The sequence below is a fragment of the Streptomyces sp. NPDC091292 genome, from assembly GCF_044757265.1.
GTDB lineage: Bacteria > Actinomycetota > Actinomycetes > Streptomycetales > Streptomycetaceae > Streptomyces.
Map to the genome: position 1 here is coordinate 60,243 of NZ_JBIVUQ010000001.1, position 22,870 is coordinate 83,112.

19 protein-coding genes and 1 other RNA gene are annotated in these 22,870 nt (G+C 71.4%); 17 read left to right on the forward strand and 3 right to left on the reverse strand.

The genetic code is table 11. The annotated features are described in order from the left end of the window. The first annotated feature begins 128 nt into the window (after positions 1–128). The 4 genes from ACIQNU_RS00210 (at position 129) to ACIQNU_RS00225 (ending at position 5,379) form a co-directional block, all read left to right on the forward strand. Positions 129–1,796, forward strand: a complete 1,668-nt coding sequence (locus ACIQNU_RS00210) for a serine/threonine-protein kinase (RefSeq protein ID WP_401359030.1) — start codon at positions 129–131, stop codon at positions 1,794–1,796. Positions 1,797–1,927: 131 nt separating this feature from the next. Further along, complete coding sequence (locus ACIQNU_RS00215) at positions 1,928–3,166, forward strand: serine/threonine-protein kinase (RefSeq protein WP_401359033.1); 1,239 nt, start codon at positions 1,928–1,930, stop codon at positions 3,164–3,166. A gap of 179 nt (positions 3,167–3,345) precedes the next feature. Next, entirely contained in the window at positions 3,346–4,452 is a 1,107-nt protein-coding gene (gene prfB / locus ACIQNU_RS00220) for a peptide chain release factor 2 (RefSeq protein ID WP_401359036.1), read from the forward strand. Between the two features lie 300 nt (positions 4,453–4,752). Continuing rightward, positions 4,753–5,379, forward strand: coding sequence for a hypothetical protein (locus ACIQNU_RS00225; RefSeq protein ID WP_401359039.1), 627 nt, complete (start codon positions 4,753–4,755; stop codon positions 5,377–5,379). A gap of 190 nt (positions 5,380–5,569) precedes the next feature. On the opposite strand, the gene ACIQNU_RS00230 is transcribed toward ACIQNU_RS00225, so the two are convergent. Then, complete coding sequence (locus tag ACIQNU_RS00230) at positions 5,570–5,761, reverse strand: hypothetical protein (protein ID WP_401359042.1); 192 nt, start codon at positions 5,759–5,761, stop codon at positions 5,570–5,572. A gap of 271 nt (positions 5,762–6,032) precedes the next feature. Here ACIQNU_RS00230 and ftsE point away from each other — a divergent pair, with 271 nt between their 5' ends. From ftsE to dacB, 6 genes are all read left to right on the forward strand, one after another. After that, the gene (gene ftsE, locus ACIQNU_RS00235) at positions 6,033–6,722 is read left to right on the forward strand and encodes a cell division ATP-binding protein FtsE (protein WP_401359043.1); all 690 of its coding nucleotides are present in this window, start codon (positions 6,033–6,035) and stop codon (positions 6,720–6,722) included. A gap of 34 nt (positions 6,723–6,756) precedes the next feature. Beyond that, on the forward strand, positions 6,757–7,674 hold the full coding sequence (ftsX, locus tag ACIQNU_RS00240) for a permease-like cell division protein FtsX (protein ID WP_401359046.1): 918 nt from the start codon (positions 6,757–6,759) through the stop codon (positions 7,672–7,674). A gap of 68 nt (positions 7,675–7,742) precedes the next feature. Continuing rightward, positions 7,743–8,981, forward strand: a complete 1,239-nt coding sequence (locus ACIQNU_RS00245) for a S41 family peptidase (protein WP_401359049.1) — start codon at positions 7,743–7,745, stop codon at positions 8,979–8,981. Positions 8,982–9,064: 83 nt separating this feature from the next. Beyond that, the gene (smpB, locus tag ACIQNU_RS00250; RefSeq protein WP_401359051.1) at positions 9,065–9,553 is read left to right on the forward strand and encodes an SsrA-binding protein SmpB; all 489 of its coding nucleotides are present in this window, start codon (positions 9,065–9,067) and stop codon (positions 9,551–9,553) included. An 87-nt stretch (positions 9,554–9,640) separates the two neighbouring features. Beyond that, positions 9,641–10,010: a transfer-messenger RNA gene (gene ssrA / locus ACIQNU_RS00255) on the forward strand. A gap of 248 nt (positions 10,011–10,258) precedes the next feature. Then, entirely contained in the window at positions 10,259–11,848 is a 1,590-nt protein-coding gene (gene dacB / locus ACIQNU_RS00260) for a D-alanyl-D-alanine carboxypeptidase/D-alanyl-D-alanine-endopeptidase (RefSeq protein WP_401359053.1), read from the forward strand. A 23-nt stretch (positions 11,849–11,871) separates the two neighbouring features. On the opposite strand, the gene ACIQNU_RS00265 is transcribed toward dacB, so the two are convergent. After that, a complete protein-coding gene (locus tag ACIQNU_RS00265; RefSeq protein WP_401359056.1) occupies positions 11,872–13,170 on the reverse strand; it encodes an MFS transporter in 1,299 nt (432 codons plus the stop codon). Between the two features lie 20 nt (positions 13,171–13,190). Between ACIQNU_RS00265 and ACIQNU_RS00270 the strand changes: the two genes are divergently transcribed. The 6 genes from ACIQNU_RS00270 (at position 13,191) to ACIQNU_RS00295 (ending at position 21,296) form a co-directional block, all read left to right on the forward strand. Beyond that, complete coding sequence (locus tag ACIQNU_RS00270) at positions 13,191–14,186, forward strand: LysR family transcriptional regulator (protein ID WP_401359059.1); 996 nt, start codon at positions 13,191–13,193, stop codon at positions 14,184–14,186. A gap of 159 nt (positions 14,187–14,345) precedes the next feature. Next, the gene (locus ACIQNU_RS00275; RefSeq protein ID WP_401359061.1) at positions 14,346–15,056 is read left to right on the forward strand and encodes a hypothetical protein; all 711 of its coding nucleotides are present in this window, start codon (positions 14,346–14,348) and stop codon (positions 15,054–15,056) included. Then, complete coding sequence (locus tag ACIQNU_RS00280; RefSeq protein WP_401359064.1) at positions 15,056–17,236, forward strand: glycosyltransferase; 2,181 nt, start codon at positions 15,056–15,058, stop codon at positions 17,234–17,236. The genes ACIQNU_RS00275 and ACIQNU_RS00280 overlap by 1 nt, the downstream gene beginning before the upstream one ends. Before the next feature lie 44 nt (positions 17,237–17,280). Beyond that, entirely contained in the window at positions 17,281–18,462 is a 1,182-nt protein-coding gene (locus tag ACIQNU_RS00285; protein ID WP_401362310.1) for an acyltransferase, read from the forward strand. Positions 18,463–18,630: 168 nt separating this feature from the next. After that, the gene (locus ACIQNU_RS00290) at positions 18,631–20,004 is read left to right on the forward strand and encodes a nitrate/nitrite transporter (RefSeq protein ID WP_401359067.1); all 1,374 of its coding nucleotides are present in this window, start codon (positions 18,631–18,633) and stop codon (positions 20,002–20,004) included. 101 nt (positions 20,005–20,105) lie between these two features. Then, a complete protein-coding gene (locus ACIQNU_RS00295; protein WP_401359069.1) occupies positions 20,106–21,296 on the forward strand; it encodes a uroporphyrinogen-III synthase in 1,191 nt (396 codons plus the stop codon). Positions 21,297–21,380: 84 nt separating this feature from the next. On the opposite strand, the gene ACIQNU_RS00300 is transcribed toward ACIQNU_RS00295, so the two are convergent. Beyond that, positions 21,381–21,890 carry a DUF1772 domain-containing protein gene (locus ACIQNU_RS00300; protein WP_401359072.1) on the reverse strand — a complete coding sequence of 170 codons (510 nt, stop codon included), beginning with the start codon at positions 21,888–21,890 and terminating at the stop codon, positions 21,381–21,383. Positions 21,891–22,091: 201 nt separating this feature from the next. Between ACIQNU_RS00300 and ACIQNU_RS00305 the strand changes: the two genes are divergently transcribed. Beyond that, positions 22,092–22,688, forward strand: coding sequence for a CGNR zinc finger domain-containing protein (locus ACIQNU_RS00305; protein ID WP_401359075.1), 597 nt, complete (start codon positions 22,092–22,094; stop codon positions 22,686–22,688). Positions 22,689–22,870 lie beyond the last annotated feature (182 nt).

A 22,870-nucleotide genomic window follows, 5' to 3' on the forward strand; every position in this document is an offset into this window, starting at 1 on the left:
GACAACAGACCGGGTCCCGTGCGGCGGCACTACAGTGGGGCGGAACATCAGTACCCGTACCACTAGCAGTACCCGGCCCGCCGACCAGGGCCCCCGGATCGTAGCCAGAGCAGCAGGGAGCGCATGACGTGCGGCCGGTAGGCAGCAAGTACCTCCTGGAGGAGCCGCTCGGACGCGGCGCCACAGGCACCGTGTGGCGGGCCCGTCAGAGGGAGACCGCAGGCGCCGAGGCGGCCGTAGCGGGCCAGCCCGGCGAGACCGTGGCGATCAAGGTCCTCAAGGAGGAGCTGGCGAGCGACGCGGACATCGTGATGCGCTTCCTGCGCGAGCGGTCCGTGCTGCTGCGGCTGACCCACCCGAACATCGTCCGGGTCCGCGACCTCGTCGTCGAAGGCGATCTGCTCGCCCTCGTCATGGACCTGATCGACGGCCCCGACCTGCACCGCTATCTGCGCGACAACGGCCCGTTCTCGCCGGTCGCCGCATCGCTGCTCACCGCGCAGGTCGCCGACGCGCTCGCCGCCAGCCACGCCGACGGTGTCGTGCACCGCGACCTCAAGCCGGCGAACGTCCTGCTCGACCAGTCCGGCGGCGCGATGCACCCGATGCTCACCGACTTCGGCATCGCACGCCTCGCGGACTCCCCGGGCCTCACCCGCACCCACGAGTTCGTCGGCACGCCCGCGTATGTCGCCCCGGAGTCCGCCGAGGGCCGCCCGCAGACCAGCGCCGTCGACATCTACGGCGCGGGCATCCTGCTGTACGAGCTGGTCACCGGCAGGCCCCCGTTCTCCGGCGGCTCCGCGCTCGAAGTGCTCCACCAGCACCTCAGCGCCGAACCCCGCCGCCCGTCCACCGTGCCCGACCCGCTGTGGACGGTGATCGAGCGCTGCCTGCGCAAGAACCCGGACGACCGCCCCAGCGCCGAGAACCTCGCGCGCGGGCTGCGCACGGTCGCCGAGGGCATCGGCGTGCACGCGAACTCCGCGCAGATCGCCGCGGCCGACGGCGTGGGCGCCCTGCTCGCCCCCGACCCCTCGCCCGCGCAGGTCCCCGGCACCCCGGGCGCCGCCGACCCGACCCAGGTCCTGCCGGGCAACGCCGGCTCGTACGACCCCAATGCCGTGACGAGTTTCCTGCCGAGCGGCGGCGCAGGCCCGGACCCGACGTCCGTCCTGCCGCACCGGGGCGCCCCCGACCCGACCGCCGTCCTGCCGCCCGTACCGCAGTACGGACCCGGCGAAGGCGGCCAGGGCGCGGGGCCCGAGGACCCGCACCCCTGGCAGAACCAGCTCCGCGCCGCCCGCGACCGCAACGACCAGACGCAGGTCCAGTACCTCGACCCGAACGAGGACCCGCTCCGCCGCCGCCCCCAGCGGCAGGTCGCCCGCCCCGAGCCGCAGCGCCGCCAGGCCCCGCCGCCGCAGCAGCAGCCCCAGCAGTACGCACCCCAGCATCAGCAGCAGCCGCAGCGGTACGCGCCCGCGCCGGTGCCCGAGCGGCAGCCCCAGCACTACGCGCCGCCGCAGCAGCCCGCGCCGCGACCGCCCAGGGAGCCCCGGCAGCGCAGCGCCAACCCGATGCGGATCCCGGGGCTCGGCTGCCTCAAGGGCTGCCTGTTCACGTTCGTCATCCTGTTCGTCGCGGGCTGGCTGATCTGGGAGCTGAGCCCGCTCCAGGACTGGATCGGTACGTCGAAGGGCTACTGGGCCCAGATCTCCGACACGTTCACGACGGTCACCGGATGGATCGGGGACCTCGGGAACAGCGGCGGAGGATCCGGCAGCGGTAACTGAGCGGTCACCGGACAACTGGGGCGCGACCTTGGCGATTTGTCGACACCCAGCGAGTGATTTCCGTCGGTGATGTGAAGGTTGCCGCCACGGACGCGTAGCTTTGTCGCCAACACGCGTCCGTAGGAGCAGTCTTGGCACGGAAGATCGGCAGCCGCTACACCGCGCACCAGATCCTGGGCCGCGGCAGTGCCGGCACGGTGTGGCTCGGCGAGGGACCCGAGGGGCCCGTCGCGATCAAACTGCTGCGCGAGGACCTGGCGGCCGACCAGGAGCTGGTCGGCCGCTTCGTGCAGGAGCGCACCGCGCTGCTCGGCCTGGCCCACCCGCACGTGGTCGCCGTCCGCGACCTGGTCGTCGACGGCAACGACCTCGCCCTCGTCATGGACCTCGTCCGCGGCACCGATCTGCGCACCCGGCTCGACCGGGAGCGCAGGCTCGCCCCCGAGGCCGCGGTCGCCATCGTCGCGGACGTCGCCGACGGACTCGCCGCCGCGCACGCGGCCGGGGTCGTGCACCGCGACGTCAAACCCGAGAACGTCCTGCTCGACATGCAGGGCCCGCTCGGCCCGGCCGGCGCCCACCCCGCGCTGCTCACCGACTTCGGTGTGGCGAAACTCATCGACTCGCCCCGCCGCACCCGCGCCACGAAGATCATCGGCACCCCGGACTACCTCGCGCCCGAGATCGTCGAGGGCCTGCCCCCGCGCGCGGCCGTCGACATCTACGCCCTCGCGACGGTCCTGTACGAGCTTCTCGCCGGGTTCACGCCCTTCGGCGGCGGGCACCCCGGCGCCGTACTGCGCCGCCATGTCACCGAGACCGTCGTACCGCTGCCCGGCATCCCCGAGGAGCTGTGGCAGCTCATCGTCCAGTGCCTGGCGAAGGCGCCCGCGTCCCGGCTGCGCGCCTCCGAGCTGGGCGCCCGGCTGCGGGAGCAGCTGCCGCTGCTCGCCGGGATGCCGCCGCTGGACGTGGACGAGCCCGGCGCGGGCGACGGAAGCCCTGCGGCGGACGAGGAGCCGGTGCCCGACGACGCTCCGGAGCCGGCCGCCCGGCGCGGGGCCGTACCGCTGGTGCCGGGGCACGCGACCGACTCGAACCGGGACACGCACACCAGCATGCGGGTGCCCGCGGCGGACGAGCTGGCCGGCGGCGCCCGGGGGACGGCCCGGGTCCCGCGCGCCACGGGCGCCCCGCGCCCCGGCTCGGCCCGGCACCGCGCCGCATCGGCCCGCCGCCGCCGGATCGCCCTCGGCGCGGCGGCGGCGGTCCTCGCGGCGGCGGGCGTGGGCACATGGCTGGCGACCTCGGGCAACGACGCGGATGCGACTCCGCGCGGACCGGGACAATCGGTACCGGCAGCTCCCTGACCCGACCACTCGGCACGACACCGACCGGCTGCCGCCGGTAGTCGCGGGGGGCGTACGGGGGCCGGAGGTGGCCGGTGTTGTTTGGGTGGGTGGGTGGGATCGCCGGTTGGTAGTTGCTTGAGGGCGGGCGGGCGGGAACACGGGTAAGGCATCATCCGGTCAACCGTTAGGCTGGACTCGTGGCAGTCGTCGATGTTTCCGAAGAGCTGAAGTCCCTCTCCTCGACCATGGAGTCGATCGAGGCCGTCCTGGACCTGGACAGGCTGAGGGCGGATATCGCCGTGCTGGAGGAGCAGGCCGCCGCGCCGTCCCTGTGGGACGACCCGGACGAGGCGCAGAAGATCACCAGCAAGCTGTCGCACCTCCAGGCGGAGGTACGCAAGGCGGAGACACTGCGGGGCCGCATCGACGACCTGAGCGTGCTCTTCGAGCTGGCGGAGGCAGAGGACGACTCGGAGACCCTCGCCGAGGCCGAATCCGAACTCGTCGCCGTGAAGAAGGCGCTCGACGAGATGGAAGTACGCACCCTGCTCTCCGGTGAGTACGACGCCCGTGAGGCCCTGGTCAACATCCGCGCCGAGGCCGGCGGGGTCGACGCCGCCGACTTCGCCGAGCAGCTTCAGCGCATGTATCTGCGCTGGGCCGAGCGCCACGGCTACAAGACAGAGGTGTACGAGACGTCGTACGCGGAAGAGGCCGGCATCAAGTCGACCACCTTCGCCGTCCAGATCCCGTACGCCTACGGCACGCTCTCCGTCGAGCAGGGCACCCACCGGCTGGTCCGGATCTCGCCGTTCGACAACCAGGGGCGCCGCCAGACGTCGTTCGCCGGTGTCGAGGTGCTGCCGGTGGTCGAGCAGACCGACCACATCGAGATCGACGAGTCCGAGCTGCGCGTCGACGTGTACCGCTCGTCGGGCCCCGGCGGCCAGGGCGTCAACACCACGGACTCCGCGGTCCGGCTGACCCACCTCCCGACCGGCATCGTCGTCTCCTGCCAGAACGAGCGCTCGCAGATCCAGAACAAGGCGACCGCGATGAACGTCCTCCAGGCGAAGCTGCTCGAACGCCGCCGCCAGGAGGAGCAGGCGAAGATGAACGCGCTCAAGGGCGACGGCGGCAACTCCTGGGGCAACCAGATGCGTTCGTACGTCCTGCACCCGTACCAGATGGTCAAGGACCTCCGTACGGAGTACGAGGTGGGCAATCCGCAGTCCGTGCTCGACGGTGAGATCGACGGCTTTCTGGAGGCCGGAATTCGCTGGCGCAAGCAGCAGGATCGCTAAAGCCACCCCAGAACTCACCCGTCACAGCTTTGTCGACAAGGCAACTGCCGTCCCGAGGGCGGCAGTTGTCGCATGTGTCGGGCTTTTACGTCACCGGCACAAGAACATATGGCGGTCAACTCCCCTTATTCCAGACATCGCGTACGCAACGACCTTGACGCCTTTGCGAAAACTGGGAAGGGTTGAGCGTGGCATGCGTATCTTCGGGGCGCGTGTGACCGGGGGGATGAGAATTCACTTCCGATGACGAAGCCCCGAGCGCTGCTCCATTCACGATTCAGCTACTGGGGGTAGCAGCAAATGACCAAGAAGACGCGGATCCGCGTCGCGCGGATCGCCGCCGGCGCGCTGATCGCCGCCGGCGCGTCCCTGACGGCCGCGGGCGCCGCTTCGGCTCTCGACGTGAACGTCGGCCTCGGCGGTGTGGGTGTCAACGCTCACGCCGACGAGACCGGCATCGGCGTCGACGTGGGCCCGAACGACGAGCCGACCGACGGCAACACGGAGATCCCCACCGACCCGCCCACGGACCCCACCGACCCGCCGACCGACCCGACGGACCCGCCCACGGAGCCCACCGAGGAGCCGACGGAGCCCACGGAGGAGCCGACCGAGCCCACCGAGGAGCCCTCGGAGCCCACCGGTGAGCCGAGCCAGCCCGGCAACGGCAACGGTGGCAACAACGGCGGCAATGGCGGGACCAACCCCGACGGCGGCTCCAAGCCGGTCGAGCAGGGCCAGGGCAAGACCGGCCTGACCGACACCGGCTCGCAGCCCGTCGAGCAGGGCGCGGCCCAGGACGAGCTGGCCGAGACCGGCGCGGCGCAGACCACGTTCCTGCTGGTCGGGGCCGCCGCGATGATCGCCGGTGGCGTCGGCTTCCGGCTGCTGCCCCGCTTCGTCGGCGGTGGCCGCACCGTCGCCTGACCGAGGCGGCAGGGCGACCCCGGGACGACCTGGGAGCGCCCGGAGCACACAGAAGGGCCCGGAGCACCCGCTCCGGGCCCTTCCGGCCGTTCTCCCACCGGTCCCCAGGCCCGTACAGCCCTCTCCCGGCCTCCGTACGCCCCTCTGCGCGCCTGAAACGCCTCAACGCACCCGGACGGCCCGAAACCCCCTAGCGGGCCAGGAGGGCCACTGCCGCGATGAGGACCGCGAGGAGCGCGATCAGCATCGTCGGGTTCATACCCGCCCAGAAGTTGTTGTTGTCGTCCTGCTCAAGGCGCTGACGGCTGGCCCGGCAGACGGGGCACCGGCCCTCGCTGACCGGGGACGCGCAGTTCGCGCACACCAGTCGGTCATAGGTCATGCGCACTCCTCCTCCCGCGCGGCGGAGCCCTGCCGCAACGACTGTCTCTCCGCACAACGCTCAGGGAAACGCAACCGTTCCCCTCCCACTGTGCCAGCTTCCGCGGATTTCGGCGCGGCCCGCCGTATCCTGCCCGGTCCTGACGGATTCGAGCCGTTCCGTTCCGTGACAAACAGCGCAACCGGTACGGAACCCCGGCCGCCGACTGCGCTCGCCCGTCCGGGTCGCGTATGGTCACGCTCACCTACCCCCGGCGACCCGTGGTGCATCCGTGATCCGATTCGACAGTGTCTCCAAGGTCTACCCCAAGCAGACCCGCCCCGCTCTCAGGGAAGTCTCCCTGGAGGTCGAGCGCGGTGAGTTCGTGTTCCTCGTGGGGTCCTCCGGCTCCGGGAAGTCCACCTTTCTCCGGCTGATCCTCCGCGAGGAGCGGGCCAGCCACGGTCAGGTGCACATCCTCGGCAAGGACGTCGCGCGGCTGTCCAACTGGAAGGTGCCGCAGATGCGCCGCCAGCTGGGAACCGTCTTCCAGGACTTCCGCCTGCTGCCGAACAAGACGGTCGCGGAGAACGTCGCCTTCGCGCAGGAGGTCATCGGGAAGTCCCGTGGCGAGATCCGCAAGTCCGTGCCCCAGGTGCTCGACCTCGTCGGTCTGGGCGGCAAGGAGGAGCGGATGCCCGGTGAGCTGTCCGGTGGTGAGCAGCAGCGCGTGGCCATCGCGCGGGCCTTCGTGAACCGGCCCAAGCTGCTGATCGCCGACGAGCCTACGGGCAACCTCGACCCGCAGACGTCGGTCGGCATCATGAAGCTCCTCGACCGCATCAACCGGACGGGTACGACCGTCGTGATGGCGACCCACGACCAGAACATCGTGGACCAGATGCGCAAGCGCGTCATCGAGCTGGAGAAGGGCCGTCTCGTCCGCGACCAGGCACGCGGCGTCTACGGCTACCAGCACTGACCCGGCGTACGTACCGAAAGGCAGAAAGCACGCGATGCGCGCCCAGTTCGTCCTGTCGGAGATCGGCGTCGGTCTCCGCCGCAATCTGACGATGACCTTCGCGGTCGTCGTCTCGGTCGCCCTCTCGCTCGCCCTGTTCGGCGGCTCCCTGCTCATGCGTGACCAGGTGAGCGTCATGAAGGGCTACTGGTACGACAAGGTCAACGTCTCGATCTTCCTCTGCAACAAGAGCGACGGCGCGTCCGACCCGAAGTGCCCCAAGGGCGCCGTCACGGCCGAGCAGCGGAACCAGATCGAGACCGAACTCAAGAAGATGCCGGTCGTCGACAAGGTGTCGTACGAGACCAGCGACGAGGCGTACAAGCACTACAAGGAGCAGTTCGGCGACTCGCCCCTGGCCAGTTCGCTGACCCCGGACCAGATGCAGGAGTCCTTCCGCATCAAGCTGAAGGACCCCGAGAAGTACCAGATCATCGCCACCGCCTTCGACGGCCGTGACGGGGTCCAGTCGGTGCAGGACCAGAAGGGCATCCTGGAGAACCTCTTCGGGCTCCTCAACGTCATGAACTGGGCCGCCATCGCGGTGATGTCCCTGATGCTCGTCGTGGCGCTGATGCTGATCGTCAACACCGTCCGCGTCTCCGCCTTCAGCCGCAGACGCGAGACCGGCATCATGCGGCTCGTCGGCGCGTCCGGCTTCTACATCCAGGCGCCGTTCATCATGGAGGCCGCGGTCGCCGGACTGATCGGCGGCGGTGTCGCCTGCGCCTTCCTGGTGATCGGCCGGTACTTCTTCATCGACCACGGCCTGGCGCTCTCCGAGAAGCTGAACCTGATCAACTTCATCGGCTGGGACGCCGTCCTGACCAAGCTGCCGCTGATCCTCGCGACCAGTGTGCTGATGCCTTCCCTTGCCGCTTTCTTCGCGCTGCGCAAGTACCTCAAGGTGTGACACATGACCGGGGCGCCGTGCGTGGCAACCGCCCGTACGGCGCTCCGCGTTGTCCTAGACTCACCGGCATGTCAGGTCCCGACCTGTTCGCCGTGCCCCGCCGCATTCGCCGCGGGGCCGCCCTGACCTTGGTGTTCACGAGTGTTCTCGTGACGGGTGCCGCGACGGGGTCCTGGACCGACGGTGCCGACGAGAAGCCGGAGGCGCCTCCCGCGCGCGCGGGCACGGTGTCCGCCGCCCATGAGCAGGACGTCGCCAAGGCGGCTGCCGACGCCATGGCCGAGGGAAAGTCCCCCACGGAGGCCGCCGAACGTGCCGTCAGCCGCAGCGGCGACCGCTGGGGCGCCGTCTACTCCGAGGGCGAGTACGCGGAGTTCGCGCAGGCACTCGACGGCGAGTACACGGGCGTGGGCCTCTGGGCGCGGCGCGCCAAGGACGGCCGGATCGAGGTCGCGCGCGTGCAGCGCGGCGGACCCGCCGAGCGGGCCGGCATCCGTGCGGGCGACCGGCTGCTGACCATCGACGGACAGCGCGTCGAGGACCGGCCCGTCACCGAGGTCGTCGCCCTCCTGCGCGGCGGGAACTCCTCCCGCGACAAGACCGTTACTGAGGGTGATGGCGGTGAGCGTGGTGAAGGGGTCGGCTCCGCCACCGGCACCCCCGTCGAACTAGGTCTCTCACGCGGCGCCCACCGCTGGACCGAGACCCTGCGCCGCGCCGTCCTGTCCACCGACTCCGTCACCGTCGAACAGCTCGGCGACGGCACATCGGGCGCCGTCCTGATCAAGGTCGCCGCCTTCACCAAGGGCTCGGGCGAGCGGGTGCGGTCCGCGGTCCGCGCCGCGCCGCCCGGCGCCGGCATCCTGCTCGACCTGCGCGGCAACTCCGGCGGCCTGGTCACCGAGGCCACCACGGCGGCCTCCGCGTTCCTCGACGGCGGCCTGGTCGCCACGTACGACGTCCGGGGTGAGCAGCGCGCCCTGCACGCCCGTCCCGGCGGCGACACCGAACGGCCCGTGGTCGCGCTCGTCGACGGCGGCACGATGAGCGCGGCCGAACTGCTCACCGGGGCGCTCCAGGACCGCGGCCGTGCGGTCGTGGTGGGCTCCCGCACCTTCGGCAAGGGCTCGGTGCAGATGCCGAGCCGGCTGCCCGGCGGCTCCGTCGCCGAGCTGACCGTCGGGCACTACCGCACCCCCTCGGGCCACAGCGTCGACGGCCAGGGCATCACACCCGACCTGGAGGCCGGATCGGGCAGCGAGAAGCAGGCCGAGACCGTTCTCAGCGGCCTCGGCGACGCTCCGTAACGCCCACTCTTCGGTGATACGGGCGTCCGGCGCGGTAAACGGCTGGCCTGGCGGCCCCCTCGTAGTGCGAAAATGGCCGCACTATGGCTAAGGAAAAAGGGCGCAAGCTGATCGCGCAGAACAAGAAGGCGCGGCACGACTACACCATCATCGACACCTATGAGGCCGGACTCGTCCTCACGGGGACCGAGGTGAAGTCGCTGCGCCAGGGGCGGGCCTCACTGGTGGACGGTTTCGTCCAGCTCGACGGCGGTGAGGCATGGCTGCACAACGTGCACGTACCGGAGTACAGCCAGGGCACCTGGACCAACCACAGCGCGCGGCGCCGGCGGAAGCTGCTGCTGCACCGCGCCGAGATCGAGAAGCTGGTGTCGAAGTCCCAGGAGACCGGCCACACCATCGTGCCGCTCGCCCTGTACTTCAAGGACGGCCGCGCCAAGGTCGAGATCGCGCTGGCGAAGGGCAAGAAGGAGTACGACAAGCGGCAGACGCTCCGCGAGAAGCAGGACCGGCGCGAGGCCGACCGGGCGATCTCGGCGGTGAAGCGGAAGGAGCGGGCCAGCCTCCGGTAACAAATGGACTGGCCCCGTCACTCGCCAGTCACGTACGATGGCCATGCGCCCCACAGAGGGTGCGGTACCACCTTGAAAAAACAACATGGGGATGATCGGTTTCGACAGCGGCTGTCGAAGCAGGGGAAGCGTGTCGAGGAAGCGGCAATGATCTCGTAAACCATATGTCGCAAAAAATAATCGCCAATACCAAGCGCGATTCCTTCGCCCTCGCTGCCTAAGTAGCGACTTGCGAAGTGTCAGCCCGGGGCTGTTCCCGACCCGGATCCTGGCATCAGCTAGGGAACTAAACTTCCAGGCCCGGTCACGGGGTCTGGGAGGAAATCAAACAGTGGCTGGGCCCGTCGGCGACTTGTTCGCGTGATCGCCGGGGCCGAGAAAATCGCAGCGATCTGCACACGGAGAAGCCCTGATTCCGCACCGTTGGACGCGGGTTCGATTCCCGCCATCTCCACGAAGGCGTTAGGCGACGTGTGCCCGCGAACAGCGCGGGCCGCGTCGCCTTCGTCGTTTGTGCGCGGCTGCGCCGCGCGTAGCGGGGGCTCCGCCACCCGCACCCCCTTACGCGCCCCTCCCCGTGAGGGAACGCGACCGGTACCCCTTGTTGAGCGGCGCCTTCCTTCGGGAGGGCGCCGTTTTGTGTTCCGGGCCGGCCGGTCGATGCCCTCTGTCGTCCTTGGGCACGGTCCGGGATGCTGCGGTGGCATGAGTAGACCTGTGAGACGCGGTGTGCCGCGTCTGCGCCACTGGATCTGGCCCGCCGTCGCCGCCGTCGCGGCGGCCACCCTCACCTGGAGCGCCCCGGCCGGTGCCGACTCCGACCGGAGCGGACTGCCCGAGGCCATCGACACCGTACTCGGCGACCCCCTGATGGCAGGGGGCGCCGCGAGCGTCGTGGTCGCCGACGCGGAGTCCGGCGACATCCTGTACCGGCATCTGCCCACCGGGCGGCTGATGCCCGCGTCCAACACCAAGCTCGCCACCTCGGCCGCGGCGCTCGACGTCCTCGGCCCCGGCCACCGCTTCACGACCGACGTCCTCACCACCGGTACGCGGCACGGCCGGGTGCTCGCCGGGGATCTGTATCTGCGCGGCACCGGCGACCCGACCCTGCTCGCCGCCGACTACGACCGGCTCGCCGCCCAGGTCGCCGCCTCCGGTGTGCGGCGGGTCACCGGGCGGCTCGTCGCCGACGACACCCGGTTCGACAGCGAGCGGTTGGGCAGGTCCTGGGCCGCCGACGACGAGTCCGCGTACTACTCCGCCCAGATATCCGCGCTCAGCGTCGCCCCGGACACCGACTACGACACCGGCACGGTGATCGTCGAAGCCGCCCCCGGTGCCGCCGCCGGGGACAAGCCCCGGATCACGCTGACGCCCAGGACCGGTTACGTCGACCTCGATGTCACCGCCACCACCGTCCCGCCGGGGGGCGCCGACACCCTCACCGTCGAGCGGCGGCACGGCACCAACACCGTCACCGTCAGCGGCACCGTGCCCGTCGGCGGAGCGGTCACCAAGGAGTGGGTGAGCGTCTGGGAGCCCACCGGATACGCGGCGGCCGTCTTCCGCGACGCCCTCACCGCACACGGCGTCCAGGTCGCCGGGCCGACCCGGCTCGGCCGGGCGACGCCCGGGGAGGCGCGCGGCATCGCCTCCCACGAGTCGATGCCCCTGAGGGACCTCCTGATCCCCTTCGTGAAGCTGTCGAACAACATGCACGCCGAAATCCTCGTCAAGGCCATGGGGTACGGGACGGCCCGGCGCGGTACCTGGAGCGCCGGACTCGCCGCCGTCGGCGGCTACCTGAAGCGCGCGGGCGTCGACACGGGCACGCTGCGGCAGGTGGACGGCTCGGGGCTCTCGCGGATGAACAACTTCCCCGCCGACCAACTCGCCCGGCTGCTCGTCTCGGTGCGCTCGGAGCCCTGGTACGCGGACTGGTACCGGTCCCTGCCGGTGGCCTGCGATCCGGACCGGTTCGTCGGCGGCACCCTGCGGTCACGGATGTGCGGGACCCCGGCGGCGCTCAACGCGCGCGGGAAGACGGGTTCGCTGACCGGCGCCTCCGCGCTGTCGGGGTACGTGACCGACGCGGGCGGCCGTGAACTCGTGTACAGCGTCGTCCTCAACAACTACCTCGCGTCGTCCGTGAAGAGCCTGGAGGACGCCCTTGTGGTGACTCTGGCGCGGTCCGACGCGGAGCGGGCCGTGGCGGTGCGGCCCGGCGCCGCGCGGGGCGCCGAGCGGGACGGCGACCTGGAGTGCTCATGGCGCAAGCCCGCCCTCTGCTGAGACGCCGCCTATGAGACGCCCCCCTATGAGGCGTACCCCTTAGCGGCGGGCGGCGGCGTCCGCAGGGCCCCGTACAGCGCCGGGAGCAGGGCGCAGGCCGCCGCGGCGACGGGGACCGCGTACGCCGTCGTCGGGCCCGCCTGCTCCACCAGCCGGCCGCCCGCCGCCGCGCCGCACGCGATGCCCCCGAGGATGCCGGTCACGGCGAGGGTCATGCCCTCGTTCAACTGGCCCTCGGGGGTCCACCGTTGGACCAGCGTCATGCCGGTGACCATCGTCGGCGCGGTCGCCATCCCCGCGCACAGCAGGGCGCCCGCCAGCGCCACCAGCGAACCCGACACGGCCGCCGCGACCAGCGGCAGCGCCATCAGGACCGTCATCGCGGCCACACAGAGCAGGAACCGGCGCTCCACGCGGTCCGCGGGCCGGAGCATCCCGTAGAGGAGCCCCGCCGCGCCCGAACCGGCCGCCTGGAGCGCGAGGACCGCGCCCCCGGCCGCCTGGTGCCCGCGTGCGTCCGCGAACGCGACCGTCACCACCTCCATCGACCCGAACACCGCGCCCGTGGCGACGAATCCGAGCAGCAGCGTGGGCATCCCGCGCGCGCGAAGGGGCGACTTCACGCGGGGGCGGCGGTCGACGGGCGGTTCGGTGGAGCGCTGCGCCGCGAACAGCAGCACACCCGTCACCAGGAGCACCACACCGACGAGCGTGCCCGCTTCCGGGAACAGCGTTCCGCAGAGGAACGCCGCGAGGACCGGGCCCAGCATGAAGCAGAGTTCGTCGGCCGCCTGCTCGAAGGAGTTGGCGGTGTGCACGGCGGCCGGTTCGTCGCGCAGCAGATACGCCCAGCGGGCGCGGGACATGCCGCCCGTGTTGGGCGTCGTGGAGGTCGCCGCGTAGGCCGCGAACAGGGTCCAGTCCGGTGCCCCGTACCGCACGCACAGCAGCAGGGCGACGGAGCCGAGGGCGGCGATGAGCGTGGCGGGCACGGCGATGCGGGCCTGGCCGTAGCGGTCGACGAGCCGTGCGGTCCAGGGGGCGACGACCGCCGTCGCGGCGAGGCCCGTCGCGGTGACGGCGCCGGCGAGCGCGTACGAGCCCCGGGAGCCCGCGATCATCATCACCGCGCTGATGCTGAACATGCCCATCGGCAGCCGGGCGACGAGATTGCCGAGCGTGAAGGCGCGGGCGCCGGGGACGGCGAAGAGGCGGCGGTACGGGTTGCGGGCTCGTGGAGCGGCGGTGTCCTGCGGCATGGGGAAACCGTCGCCCGTCGCCCCGCGTGGGGTCCAACACCTGTTCGGTTCCGATTGACGCATCCCTGTTGTAAATTCCCGGAGTGTCCCGCGATTCCCATGAACCGGTGAGCCCCGGCATCGACCCCCGGCTCCTGCGCGCCTTCGTCGCCGTCGCCGAGGAGCTGCACTTCACCCGCGCCGCCGCCCGGCTCTACGTCGCCCAGCAGGCCCTCAGCCGTGACATCCGGCGCCTCGAACGCATCCTGGGCGCCGAGCTGTTCGTCCGCACCACCCGGCAGGTCACCCCGACCGCCGACGGCGAGCGGCTGCTCCCGTACGCGCGCCGGGTCCTGGACGCGCAGGACGAGCTGACGGCCGCCTTCGCGCGCGGGCAGGTGTCCCGGCCCGTCCTCGTGGACGTCAACAGTCCCGGGCTGATCTCCGGACGCATCCTGGAACTCGCCCGTGAACGCGTCCCGGACCACGAGCTGATGGCCCGTTTCGAGAGCGGACTGACGGGCGCCGCCACCGAACTGCTCGCGGGCCGCCTCGACGCCTCCTTCGGCCGGTACGCGGGTCTCGACCCGGCGGTCCGGGCCCGGCTCGACCAGCAGCCGGTGCGGTACGAGCCGATGGCGGTGATCCTTCCCGAGGATCACCGGCTGGCCAATTTGGCCGAAGTCCCCCTGGACACACTGGCCGGTGAGCGGATCTATGCCGGTGCCGGGAACCCCCGCACCCGTGAGTGGACGGCTCTCGCGGAGCTGCTTTTCGAAGGGCGCGGGATCGAGGTCGCGGCTCCCGCGCCGCTCGCCATCGGGGAGGAGGAGTTCCGGCGGATCATGGCCAAGACCCGTACTCCTGTTCTCGTCGCCGGTAGTTTTCCGGCCATGCCCGATTCGGTGCTGCGTCCGCTGGTCGACCCCGTGCCACTGTCACCGCTGTCTCTTGTGTGGCGGAAAGGGCGAGTTCATCCCGGGATTACTGCCCTTCGTGAGGCGGCTGCCGCGCTCGCCGAGGCGGAAGGCTGGCTTCAACGGCCTGCCGACAGTTGGATTCCGGCCATCGATGCACGTGTCATGACGGCCCGGTTCTGACAGCGAACCACCCGGGTCACTCCGGTGCGCTACATTCGTCGTCTTGGCACAAGGTGATAAAAGGGGGCGCTCGGACCGGGTGGGGGCCAGGTTCGAACGACACGTGCCGAGGTCGCGCGCGCACTCCGGAAGAAATCCCGTGGGGGGATGTGCGTACGCGTGGAAATTTGGCGAGAAGACGCCCAACCAGGGCAGACACATGACCCGAACGAGGTCACGATCCAGATCGACGGCATAGGCCGTCAACTGGCCGAACTCACCGCCCAGGGCAAGGCTCAGGACGCCGCCGGATCCGACGGACCGGTGTTCGTGGACGAGACGGGCCGCCGCAGCCGCCGCTATCGCACGCTCGGTGTCGTCGTCGGCCTCGCCTGCGCGGTGTACGCGGCGGTGATCGTGGCCACCGTCGTCTCCGGGAACTCCAGCGCGCCCTGGCTGCCGATACCGGACCCCGCCGCCGAGCAGCCCGCCGGCAAGGTCGACACCCCGCCGCTGCCCGCCGTCTCCGGCTCGTCCTCCGGTTCCCCCGGCGAGAGCCCCGGCGCCACGCCGTCCACCGGCGACGGCACCACACCGTCCCCCGGCGACAGCGCCGCGCCCGGCGCCACCGCCGACCCGTCGGACCAGGCAAGCCCCGGTGCCGACCCCGGTACGTCGCCCGGCGTGCAGCCGACGAGGAACGGCGGCGGGACCAGGCCCAATCAGCCCGGCGGCGGCGTCGCGTCCCCGCCCGGCGGCGACCCCAGCACCGACCCCGGCCCCGGCGAGCCCAGCACGGAACCGTCGGACCCCGGTCCTTCGACCGCCGACCCGTCACCGTCCACGGCCGGCGGCGGCCAGGTGCCCATCGCCCCGGAGGGCGCTCAGTAATGACACCCCGCTCCACCGGCGCCCGGCGACACCGCACCGCCCGCCGGCGCCGGCTCCCCCTGCGCTATCTGCTGCCGGTCACCCTGCTGGCCGCGCTGATGGCGATGCTCATGCTGCGCGGCTATGTGCACAGCGAGATCCTCGCCGATCACCGCATCGCACCGCCCGCCGCGACCGACAAGGTCCCGCACCGCGTCCTCGGCGGCGGACCCGTCATCGACGCGCGCGCGGGACGCATCAACACCGTGCGCATCCCGCACCACAAACTGGTCCTCACCTTCGACGACGGGCCCGACCCGGTCTGGACGCCGAAGGTCCTCGACACCCTCAAGCGGCACCACGCCCACGCCGTGTTCTTCGTCACCGGCACCATGGCGTCCCGCTACCCGGGGCTGGTCCAGCGCATGGTGGACGAGGGCCACGAGGTCGGGCTGCACACCTTCAACCACCCCGATCTCTCCTACCAGTCCAAGAGCCGTATCGACTGGGAGCTGTCGCAGAACCAGCTCGCGCTCGCCGGTGCCGCCGGTATCCGCACCTCGCTGTTCCGGCCGCCGTACTCGTCGTTCCCGGACGCCTTCGACAACAAGTCCTGGCCGGTCACCCGGTATGTCGCACAGCGGGGCTACCTCACGCTCGTCAACAACACCGACAGCGAGGACTGGAAGCGGTCCGGCGTCGAGGAGATCATCCGCCGCGCCACGCCCAAGGGCGGCAAAGGCGCCGTCGTCCTGATGCACGACTCCGGAGGCGACCGCTCACAGACCGTCGCCGCGCTCGACAAGTTCCTGCCCGGCCTCCAGGAGGAGGGCTACCGGTTCACCAACCTCACCGAGGCTCTGGACGCGCCGAGCGCGCACACCCCGGTCACCGGCGCCGAGCTGTGGAAGGGCCGGGCGTGGATCTTCCTCGTCCAGGCCGCCGAGAAGACCACGCAGGTCCTCGGTGTCGGACTCGCCGTCATCGGGGTCCTCGTCATCACCCGCTTCGGCCTGATGCTGGTGCTGTCCTTCGCGCACGCGCGGCGGGTGCGGCGCCCCGGCTTCCGCTGGGGGGCGCCCGTCACCGAACCGGTGTCGGTGCTGGTACCCGCGTACAACGAGGCCAAGTGCATCGAGAACACCGTCCGTTCCCTCATGGACAGTGACCATCCCGTCGAGGTGATCGTCATCGACGACGGCTCCAGCGACGGCACCGCCCGCATCGTCGAGGACCTGCGGCTGCCGAACGTACGGGTGGTGCGCCAGCACAACGCGGGCAAGCCCGCAGCGCTCAACCGCGGTATCGCCAACGCCCGTCACGACCTCATCGTCATGATGGACGGCGACACCGTCTTCGAACGGGCGACCGTGGGCGAGCTGGTGCAGCCGTTCGGCGACGCGCGCGTGGGCGCCGTCGCGGGCAACGCCAAGGTCGGCAACCGCGACTCGCTGATCGGCGCCTGGCAGCACATCGAGTACGTGATGGGCTTCAACCTCGACCGCCGGATGTACGACATCCTGCGCTGCATGCCGACGATCCCCGGAGCCGTCGGCGCCTTCCGCCGCTCGGCCCTGGAGCGCGTCGGCGGCATGAGCGACGACACACTCGCCGAGGACACCGACATCACCATGGCGCTGCACCGCGACGGCTGGCGCGTGGTGTACGCGGAGAAGGCGCGCGCCTGGACCGAGGCCCCGGAGTCCGTGCAGCAGCTCTGGTCCCAGCGCTACCGGTGGTCGTACGGCACGATGCAGGCCATCTGGAAGCACCGCAAGGCCGTGGTCGAGCGGGGCGCGTCGGGCCGCTTCGGCCGCGTAGGTCTGCCCCTGGTGTCCCTGTTCATGGTCCTGGCCCCTCTCCTCGCCCCCCTCATCGACGTGTTCCTGCTCTACGGGCTGGTGTTCGGCCCCACCGGCAAGACGGTCGGCGCCTGGCTGGGCGTCCTCGCGATCCAGGCCGCCTGCGCCGCCTACGCGTTCCGGCTCGACCGCGAGCGCATGACCCATCTGATCTCGCTGCCCCTCCAGCAGATCCTTTATCGGCAGCTCATGTACGTCGTGCTGCTGCAGTCCTGGATCACCGCACTCACCGGCGGCCGGCTGCGCTGGCAGAAGCTCCGGCGCACCGGAGTGGTGGAGGCGCCCGGCGGACTGCCGGGGCAGCGGGGGCCCGCGAACGACCGGAGGCCGGTGGCATGACGTATCCGACACAGCGGGACGAAAGGGTTGGGGAGGCCGCCGACATGTCCGGCGAGGGCGCCGCGCCGGCGAAGGCCCCCGGCCGGGACCGCTACCTCGACCTCCTCCGCTCCGTCGCCCTGGTCCGGGTCGTCGTCTACCACCTCTTCGGCTGGGCCTGGCTGACGGTGCTGTTCCCCTCCATGGGCGTGATGTTCGCGCTGGCGGGCTCCCTGATGGCGCGGTCGCTGAACCGGCCCGCGCTCGGCGTGATCCGGGGCCGGATCCGGCGGCTGCTGCCACCGATGTGGCTCTTCGGCGCGCTCGCCCTGATCATGCTGTTCACGGCCGGCTGGAACCCGGGCAACGACCCGGACAACGGCGGCACCTGGGGCTGGATCAGCCTCTTCAACTACCTCGTGCCGATCGGCGAGCCGACCTATCCGTGGCACATCGGCGCGGACGGCGGCCTGCTCGACGCCACCTGGCCCGAACAGGCGATCGGCCCGCTCTGGTACCTGCGCGCGTACCTGTGGTTCGTGCTCGCGTCGCCGCTGCTGCTGTGGGCGTTCCGCCGGATGCCGTGGGCGACGCTGCTCGCACCGCTCGCGCTCACCGCGGTCATCGGCACCGGTGTCGTCACGATCCCCGGCGAGACCGGCAACGCGCTCACCGACTTCGCCGTCTTCGGCGGCTGCTGGGTCCTCGGCTTCGCCCACCAGGAAGGCGTACTGCGCCGCATCCCGCGCTATCTCGCCGTATCGCTGTCCGTGCTCGTCATGGCCTTCGGCCTGTGGTGGGCCTCGGGCCACCTCGGCCCGGAGGGCTGGGACCTCAACGACATCCCGCTGGCCCAGGCGACCTGGTCGTTCGGCGCGGTCGCGATCCTCCTCGTGTACGCGCCGTCCTGGCAGCGCCTGCCCGGCCGCCTCGCCCGATTCGACAAGGTCATCACCCTCTCCAACAACAGAGCGGTGACGATCTACCTCTGGCACAACTTCCTGATCATGGCGACCTTCCCCCTCGTGGACCGCCTCTACGACCTCCCCTTCATGACCGACCGCATGATGGCGGCCCTGGACACCACCTACATGGTCTGGGCGTTCGTCCTGGTCTGGCCGCTGATCGGCCTGATGATCGTGGCGGCCGGCTGGGCGGAGGACCTGGCGGCCAAACGACCCCCGCGCCTGTGGCCGAACGGGGTGGAGCGCCGGGCGCGCGAGCGGGGGCGCCGAGTCGCCGCCTGACACCGCAAGTCGCCCCCTGACATCCCTGCGAGCATTCCTGGGAGCCCCCTCCTCACCGCCCGCCCCACCCCCGAGTGAGAGCAACGTTCCCCCGTGGTCACTCCGGGGCACGGGGGCGAAACCCGGGGTTTCTACGGTCGGGGCAGCCGAGGTGTTGGGAGGCCCCTGATGGGTGCGAATGGTGGTTCGGTGCGGAGCGGGGGGCGCTGGATTCAGCGGTGGGAGCCCGAGGACCGGGAGTTCTGGGACGGCGGCGGCGAGCGGGTCGCCCGGCGGAATCTTCTGTTCTCCGTGCTGTCCGAGCACATCGGGTTCTCCGTGTGGACGCTGTGGTCCGTGCTCGTGCTGTTCATGGGGCCCGAGTACGGGATCGATCCCGCGGGGAAGTTCTTCCTGGTGTCGATGGCCACGCTCGTCGGCGCCGTCGTACGGGTGCCGTACACCTTCGCCGTCGCGCGGTTCGGCGGGCGGAACTGGACGGTCGTGGCGGCGTCGATGCTGCTGCTGCCGACGGTGGCCGCCTTCGTGGTGATGGAGCCGGGGACCTCGTACACGACGTTCATGCTGTGCGCCGTGCTCACCGGCGTCGGCGGCGGGAACTTCGCCTCCTCCATGACCAACATCAACTCCTTCTTCCCGCTGCGGAAGAAAGGGTGGGCGCTCGGGCTCAACGCCGGCGGCGGGAACATCGGCGTCCCCGTCGTCCAGCTCATCGGACTCGGCACCATCGGCGCCTCCTGGGGACCCCGCGTCCTGCTCGGGATCTATGTCCCGCTCATCGTCGCGGCGGCCGTGTGCTCCGCCCTCTTCATGGACAACCTCGCGTCCGTACGCAATGACACCGGCGCCGCGAGGGAAGCCGTACGCGACCCGCACACCTGGATCATGTCGCTGCTGTACGTGGGGACCTTCGGGTCGTTCATCGGGTACAGCTTCGCCTTCGGGCTCGTACTCCAGACGCAGTTCGGGCGGACGCCCTTGCAGGCCGCGTCGATCACCTTCGTCGGGCCGCTGCTCGGCTCGCTGATCCGGCCCGTCGGCGGGGTGCTCGCGGACCGGTACGGCGGTGCCCGGATCACCCTCTGGAACTTCGTCGGCATGGGCCTGGCCACCGCCGTCGTCGTGCTGGCGTCGGTGCGGGCCTCGCTGCCGCTGTTCACCTCCGCCTTCATCGCCCTGTTCGTCCTCACCGGGCTCGGCAACGGCTCCACGTACAAGATGATCCCCGGGATCTTCCACACCAAGGCGCTCGCGCGCGGGCTCGGCGGGGAGGCCGCCGCCGCGTACGGGCGGCGCCTCTCCGGCGCCTCGATGGGGCTCATCGGCGCCGTCGGCGCGCTCGGCGGGCTCGGGATCAACCTCGCCTTCCGGCAGTCCTTCCAGACCACCGGGTCCGGCACCGGCGCGTTCGTCGCCTTCCTCGCCTTCTACGCCCTGTGCCTCGGCGTGACCTGGGCCGTATACCTTCGCCGCCCCGCCGTCGCCGTCCCGCACCCGACCGCCACCGAGGCCCCGACCCGGCTCGGATACGCCGAAGTGTGACCGCCCGCCCCCGACGTAACACCACGGACATCACGAGGTACCGGGCCTGTCACCGTCCGTTGGCAGGCTCGGTCGTCCACCCCCGGCGACGACGAGGGCTCATGGACGTTCCACAGCAGGGCCGACACCAGCAGGGCCACCCCCGGCAGGGCCGGCCACAGAAGGGTCCGTACGGGCCCCTCGCCGGGTTCACCGTCGGTGTGACCGCCGCGCGCCGCGCCGACGAACTCGGCGCGCTGCTCCAGCGGCGCGGTGCCACCGTGCAGCACGCGCCCGCGCTGCGCATCGTGCCCCTCGCCGACGACAGCGAACTCCTCGCCGCCACCAAGGAGGTGATCGACCACGGCCCTGACGTCGTGGTCGCGACCACCGCCATCGGGTTCCGCGGGTGGGTCGAGGCCGCCGACGGGTGGGGCGTCGGTGAGGCCCTGCTCGACCGGCTGCGCGGCGTCGAACTCCTCGCCAGGGGACCCAAGGTCAAGGGCGCGGTGCGCGCCGCCGGGCTCACCGAGGAGTGGTCGCCCTCGTCCGAGTCGATGGCCGAGGTCCTGGACCGGCTGCTGGACGAGGGGGTCGAAGGGCGCCGTATCGCCGTCCAGTTGCACGGGGAGCCGCTGCCCGGGTTCGTGGAGGCGCTGCGGGCCGCGGGCGCGGAGGTCGTGGGCGTCCCCGTCTACCGGTGGATGCCGCCCGAGGAGATCGGCCCCGTCGACCGGCTCCTCGACACCACCCTCGCGCGCGGCCTCGACGCGCTCACCTTCACCAGCGCGCCCGCCGCCGCCTCACTCCTGCGGCGCGCCGAGGTACGCGGACAGCTCGGCGACCTCCTCGCCGCGCTGCGCCACGACGTACTGTCCGCCTGCGTCGGACCGGTCACCGCGCTGCCGTTGCAGGCGTACGGCCTCGACACCGTCCAGCCCGAACGCTTCCGGCTCGGACCGCTCGTCCAGCTCCTGTGCCAGGAACTCCCGGGCCGTGCCCGTACGTTGCCCATCGCGGGGCACCGGGTGGAGATCCGCGGCCACGCGGTCCTCGTCGACGAGGCGCTGCGTCCCGTACCGCCCGCCGGGATGGCGCTGCTGCGCGCCCTCTCCCGGCGCCCCGGCTGGGTGGTGGCCCGCGCCGACCTGCTGCGCGCGCTGCCCGGCGCGGGCCGCGACGAACACGCCGTGGAGACCGCGATGGCCCGCCTCCGCACGGCCCTGGGGGCGCCGAAGCTGATCCAGACCGTGGTCAAACGGGGTTACCGGCTGGCCCTGGACCCGGCGACGGACGCCAAGTACGCGAACTGAGACAGCGGGGACAATGGAGACAGCGGGGACAGCGGGGACAGCGGGGACAGCGGAGACCGCGCGTCCTGAGATCCGACCCCGCCCTCACCCCTGGGGCCGCGCCCGCCCCCACACCACCAGCGCCCGCGCCAGAAAGCCCGTAGCCGCCGTGCACAGCAGCGCTCTCGTGATGTTCCAGGCCACCCACGGGGCCTCGAAGTTCTCGCGCAGGACCGTCGGATCGCCGGGGCGGGCCAGGGCGTCGTTGAGGGGGACGTTCACCGCCACGGTGATCAGGAAGGCCGCCGCGTAGGCGAGGAGCGCCGCGTACACCCAGCGGGTGCGGAGCTGCCATGCCGCGATGCCCGTCAGGACGAGCGCCCCCAGGAAGCTCAGGAAGAACACCGGGTTCTGGATCACCTCGTTGGTGTTCCGCATCACCTCGACATACGTACGGTCACCGCTGCGGGCCAGCGCCGGCATCACCGCGCAGGCGAACACGTAGAAACTGCCCGCGATCAGCCCCATGGCGACCGTGGCCGCCCCCAGTACGACGCCGGCCGCCCGGCCATTCCTGTACGTCCCGGTCGTCGTCATGTTCGCCATGTCCACCATGTCGACCAGTCAAGACGTCCACCCGGGGACCGGGACATGGCCACGACGCGCAGCCGCATACGCGCGCGTCCACGAGGACAAGCCCCCTTGCCCGGCAGCAGGGGTTCCGGGCGCGCCTTCGGGCAGGCACTGTAGAGGGACGGCACCCCGCGGAACGCACCCGACAGGACTCAGCGGTACCCACAAGGCGGTGACTAGCTCATGGCATCGAGCGCCCTTGGCACGGCCTCGGCCACCTCCGAGCCGCGGTTCGATCCAGGACGGCTCTGTCTGGACCTGGTCGCGACCGGGCACCCCGACGACCGGCTCGACTCGGTGGACCGGCTCCGTGCCTGGTGCACCGCCGCCGGACTCGTCCCCGATCCGACCCCGTTGCGCGCCGCCGACCCCGGCTGGCTCGTCGACTTCCGTGAACTCCGCGCCCACATAGGGCTGCTGGTCCGCGGCGAACTCGGCGGACGCCCGGTACCGGTGGCCCTGGACCGGGTCAACTCGCTGGCCCGCGAGGCGCCGCCGGCCCCCCGCGCGGTCCGCGCCCCCGACGGCACCCTCGCGCGCGCCCTGCACACCGACCCCGGCTGCGCCGCCCTGATCGCGGCCGTCGCCCGGGACACCGTCGACCTGCTCACCGACCCCGTGGCCCGCGCCCGGCTCCGCCAGTGCGAGGGCGACAACTGCCCCCTCATCTACCTCGACACCTCGCGCGGAGGCCGCCGCCGCTGGTGCTCCAGCGAGGTGTGCGGCAACCGGGAACGCGTCGCCCGGCACCGCCGCCGCGCCGCCCTCGCCCGCGCCTGAACCCACGTAACCCTTCAGGGGCACATCCCTTCAGGGGCACACCCCGTTTCGCGCGCCCGTTGAACAACTCCCGGCCCGCGTACGTACCCCGTGCTGAGCGATCCCGGCTGGGGCAGGTCCCCAGGGCTGACCCAGTCGAATCGGGGACACCGGAGGTAGGCGTGCGCAAGGATTCCGCCGTG

Coding starts and splice junctions, on each gene's coding strand:
- ACIQNU_RS00295 (WP_401359069.1), top strand. CDS start 20,106: ATGGACGTTCCACAGCAGGGCCGACACCAGCAGGGCCACCCCCGGCAG.
- ftsX (WP_401359046.1), top strand. CDS start 6,757: ATGCGCGCCCAGTTCGTCCTGTCGGAGATCGGCGTCGGTCTCCGCCGC.
- dacB (WP_401359053.1), top strand. CDS start 10,259: ATGAGTAGACCTGTGAGACGCGGTGTGCCGCGTCTGCGCCACTGGATC.
- ACIQNU_RS00300 (WP_401359072.1), bottom strand. CDS start 21,890: ATGGTGGACATGGCGAACATGACGACGACCGGGACGTACAGGAATGGC.
- ACIQNU_RS00230 (WP_401359042.1), bottom strand. CDS start 5,761: ATGACCTATGACCGACTGGTGTGCGCGAACTGCGCGTCCCCGGTCAGC.
- ACIQNU_RS00265 (WP_401359056.1), bottom strand. CDS start 13,170: ATGCGTCAATCGGAACCGAACAGGTGTTGGACCCCACGCGGGGCGACG.
- ACIQNU_RS00280 (WP_401359064.1), top strand. CDS start 15,056: ATGACACCCCGCTCCACCGGCGCCCGGCGACACCGCACCGCCCGCCGG.
- ACIQNU_RS00290 (WP_401359067.1), top strand. CDS start 18,631: ATGGGTGCGAATGGTGGTTCGGTGCGGAGCGGGGGGCGCTGGATTCAG.
- ACIQNU_RS00225 (WP_401359039.1), top strand. CDS start 4,753: ATGACCAAGAAGACGCGGATCCGCGTCGCGCGGATCGCCGCCGGCGCG.
- ACIQNU_RS00245 (WP_401359049.1), top strand. CDS start 7,743: ATGTCAGGTCCCGACCTGTTCGCCGTGCCCCGCCGCATTCGCCGCGGG.
- ACIQNU_RS00285 (WP_401362310.1), top strand. CDS start 17,281: ATGTCCGGCGAGGGCGCCGCGCCGGCGAAGGCCCCCGGCCGGGACCGC.
- ACIQNU_RS00305 (WP_401359075.1), top strand. CDS start 22,092: ATGGCATCGAGCGCCCTTGGCACGGCCTCGGCCACCTCCGAGCCGCGG.
- smpB (WP_401359051.1), top strand. CDS start 9,065: ATGGCTAAGGAAAAAGGGCGCAAGCTGATCGCGCAGAACAAGAAGGCG.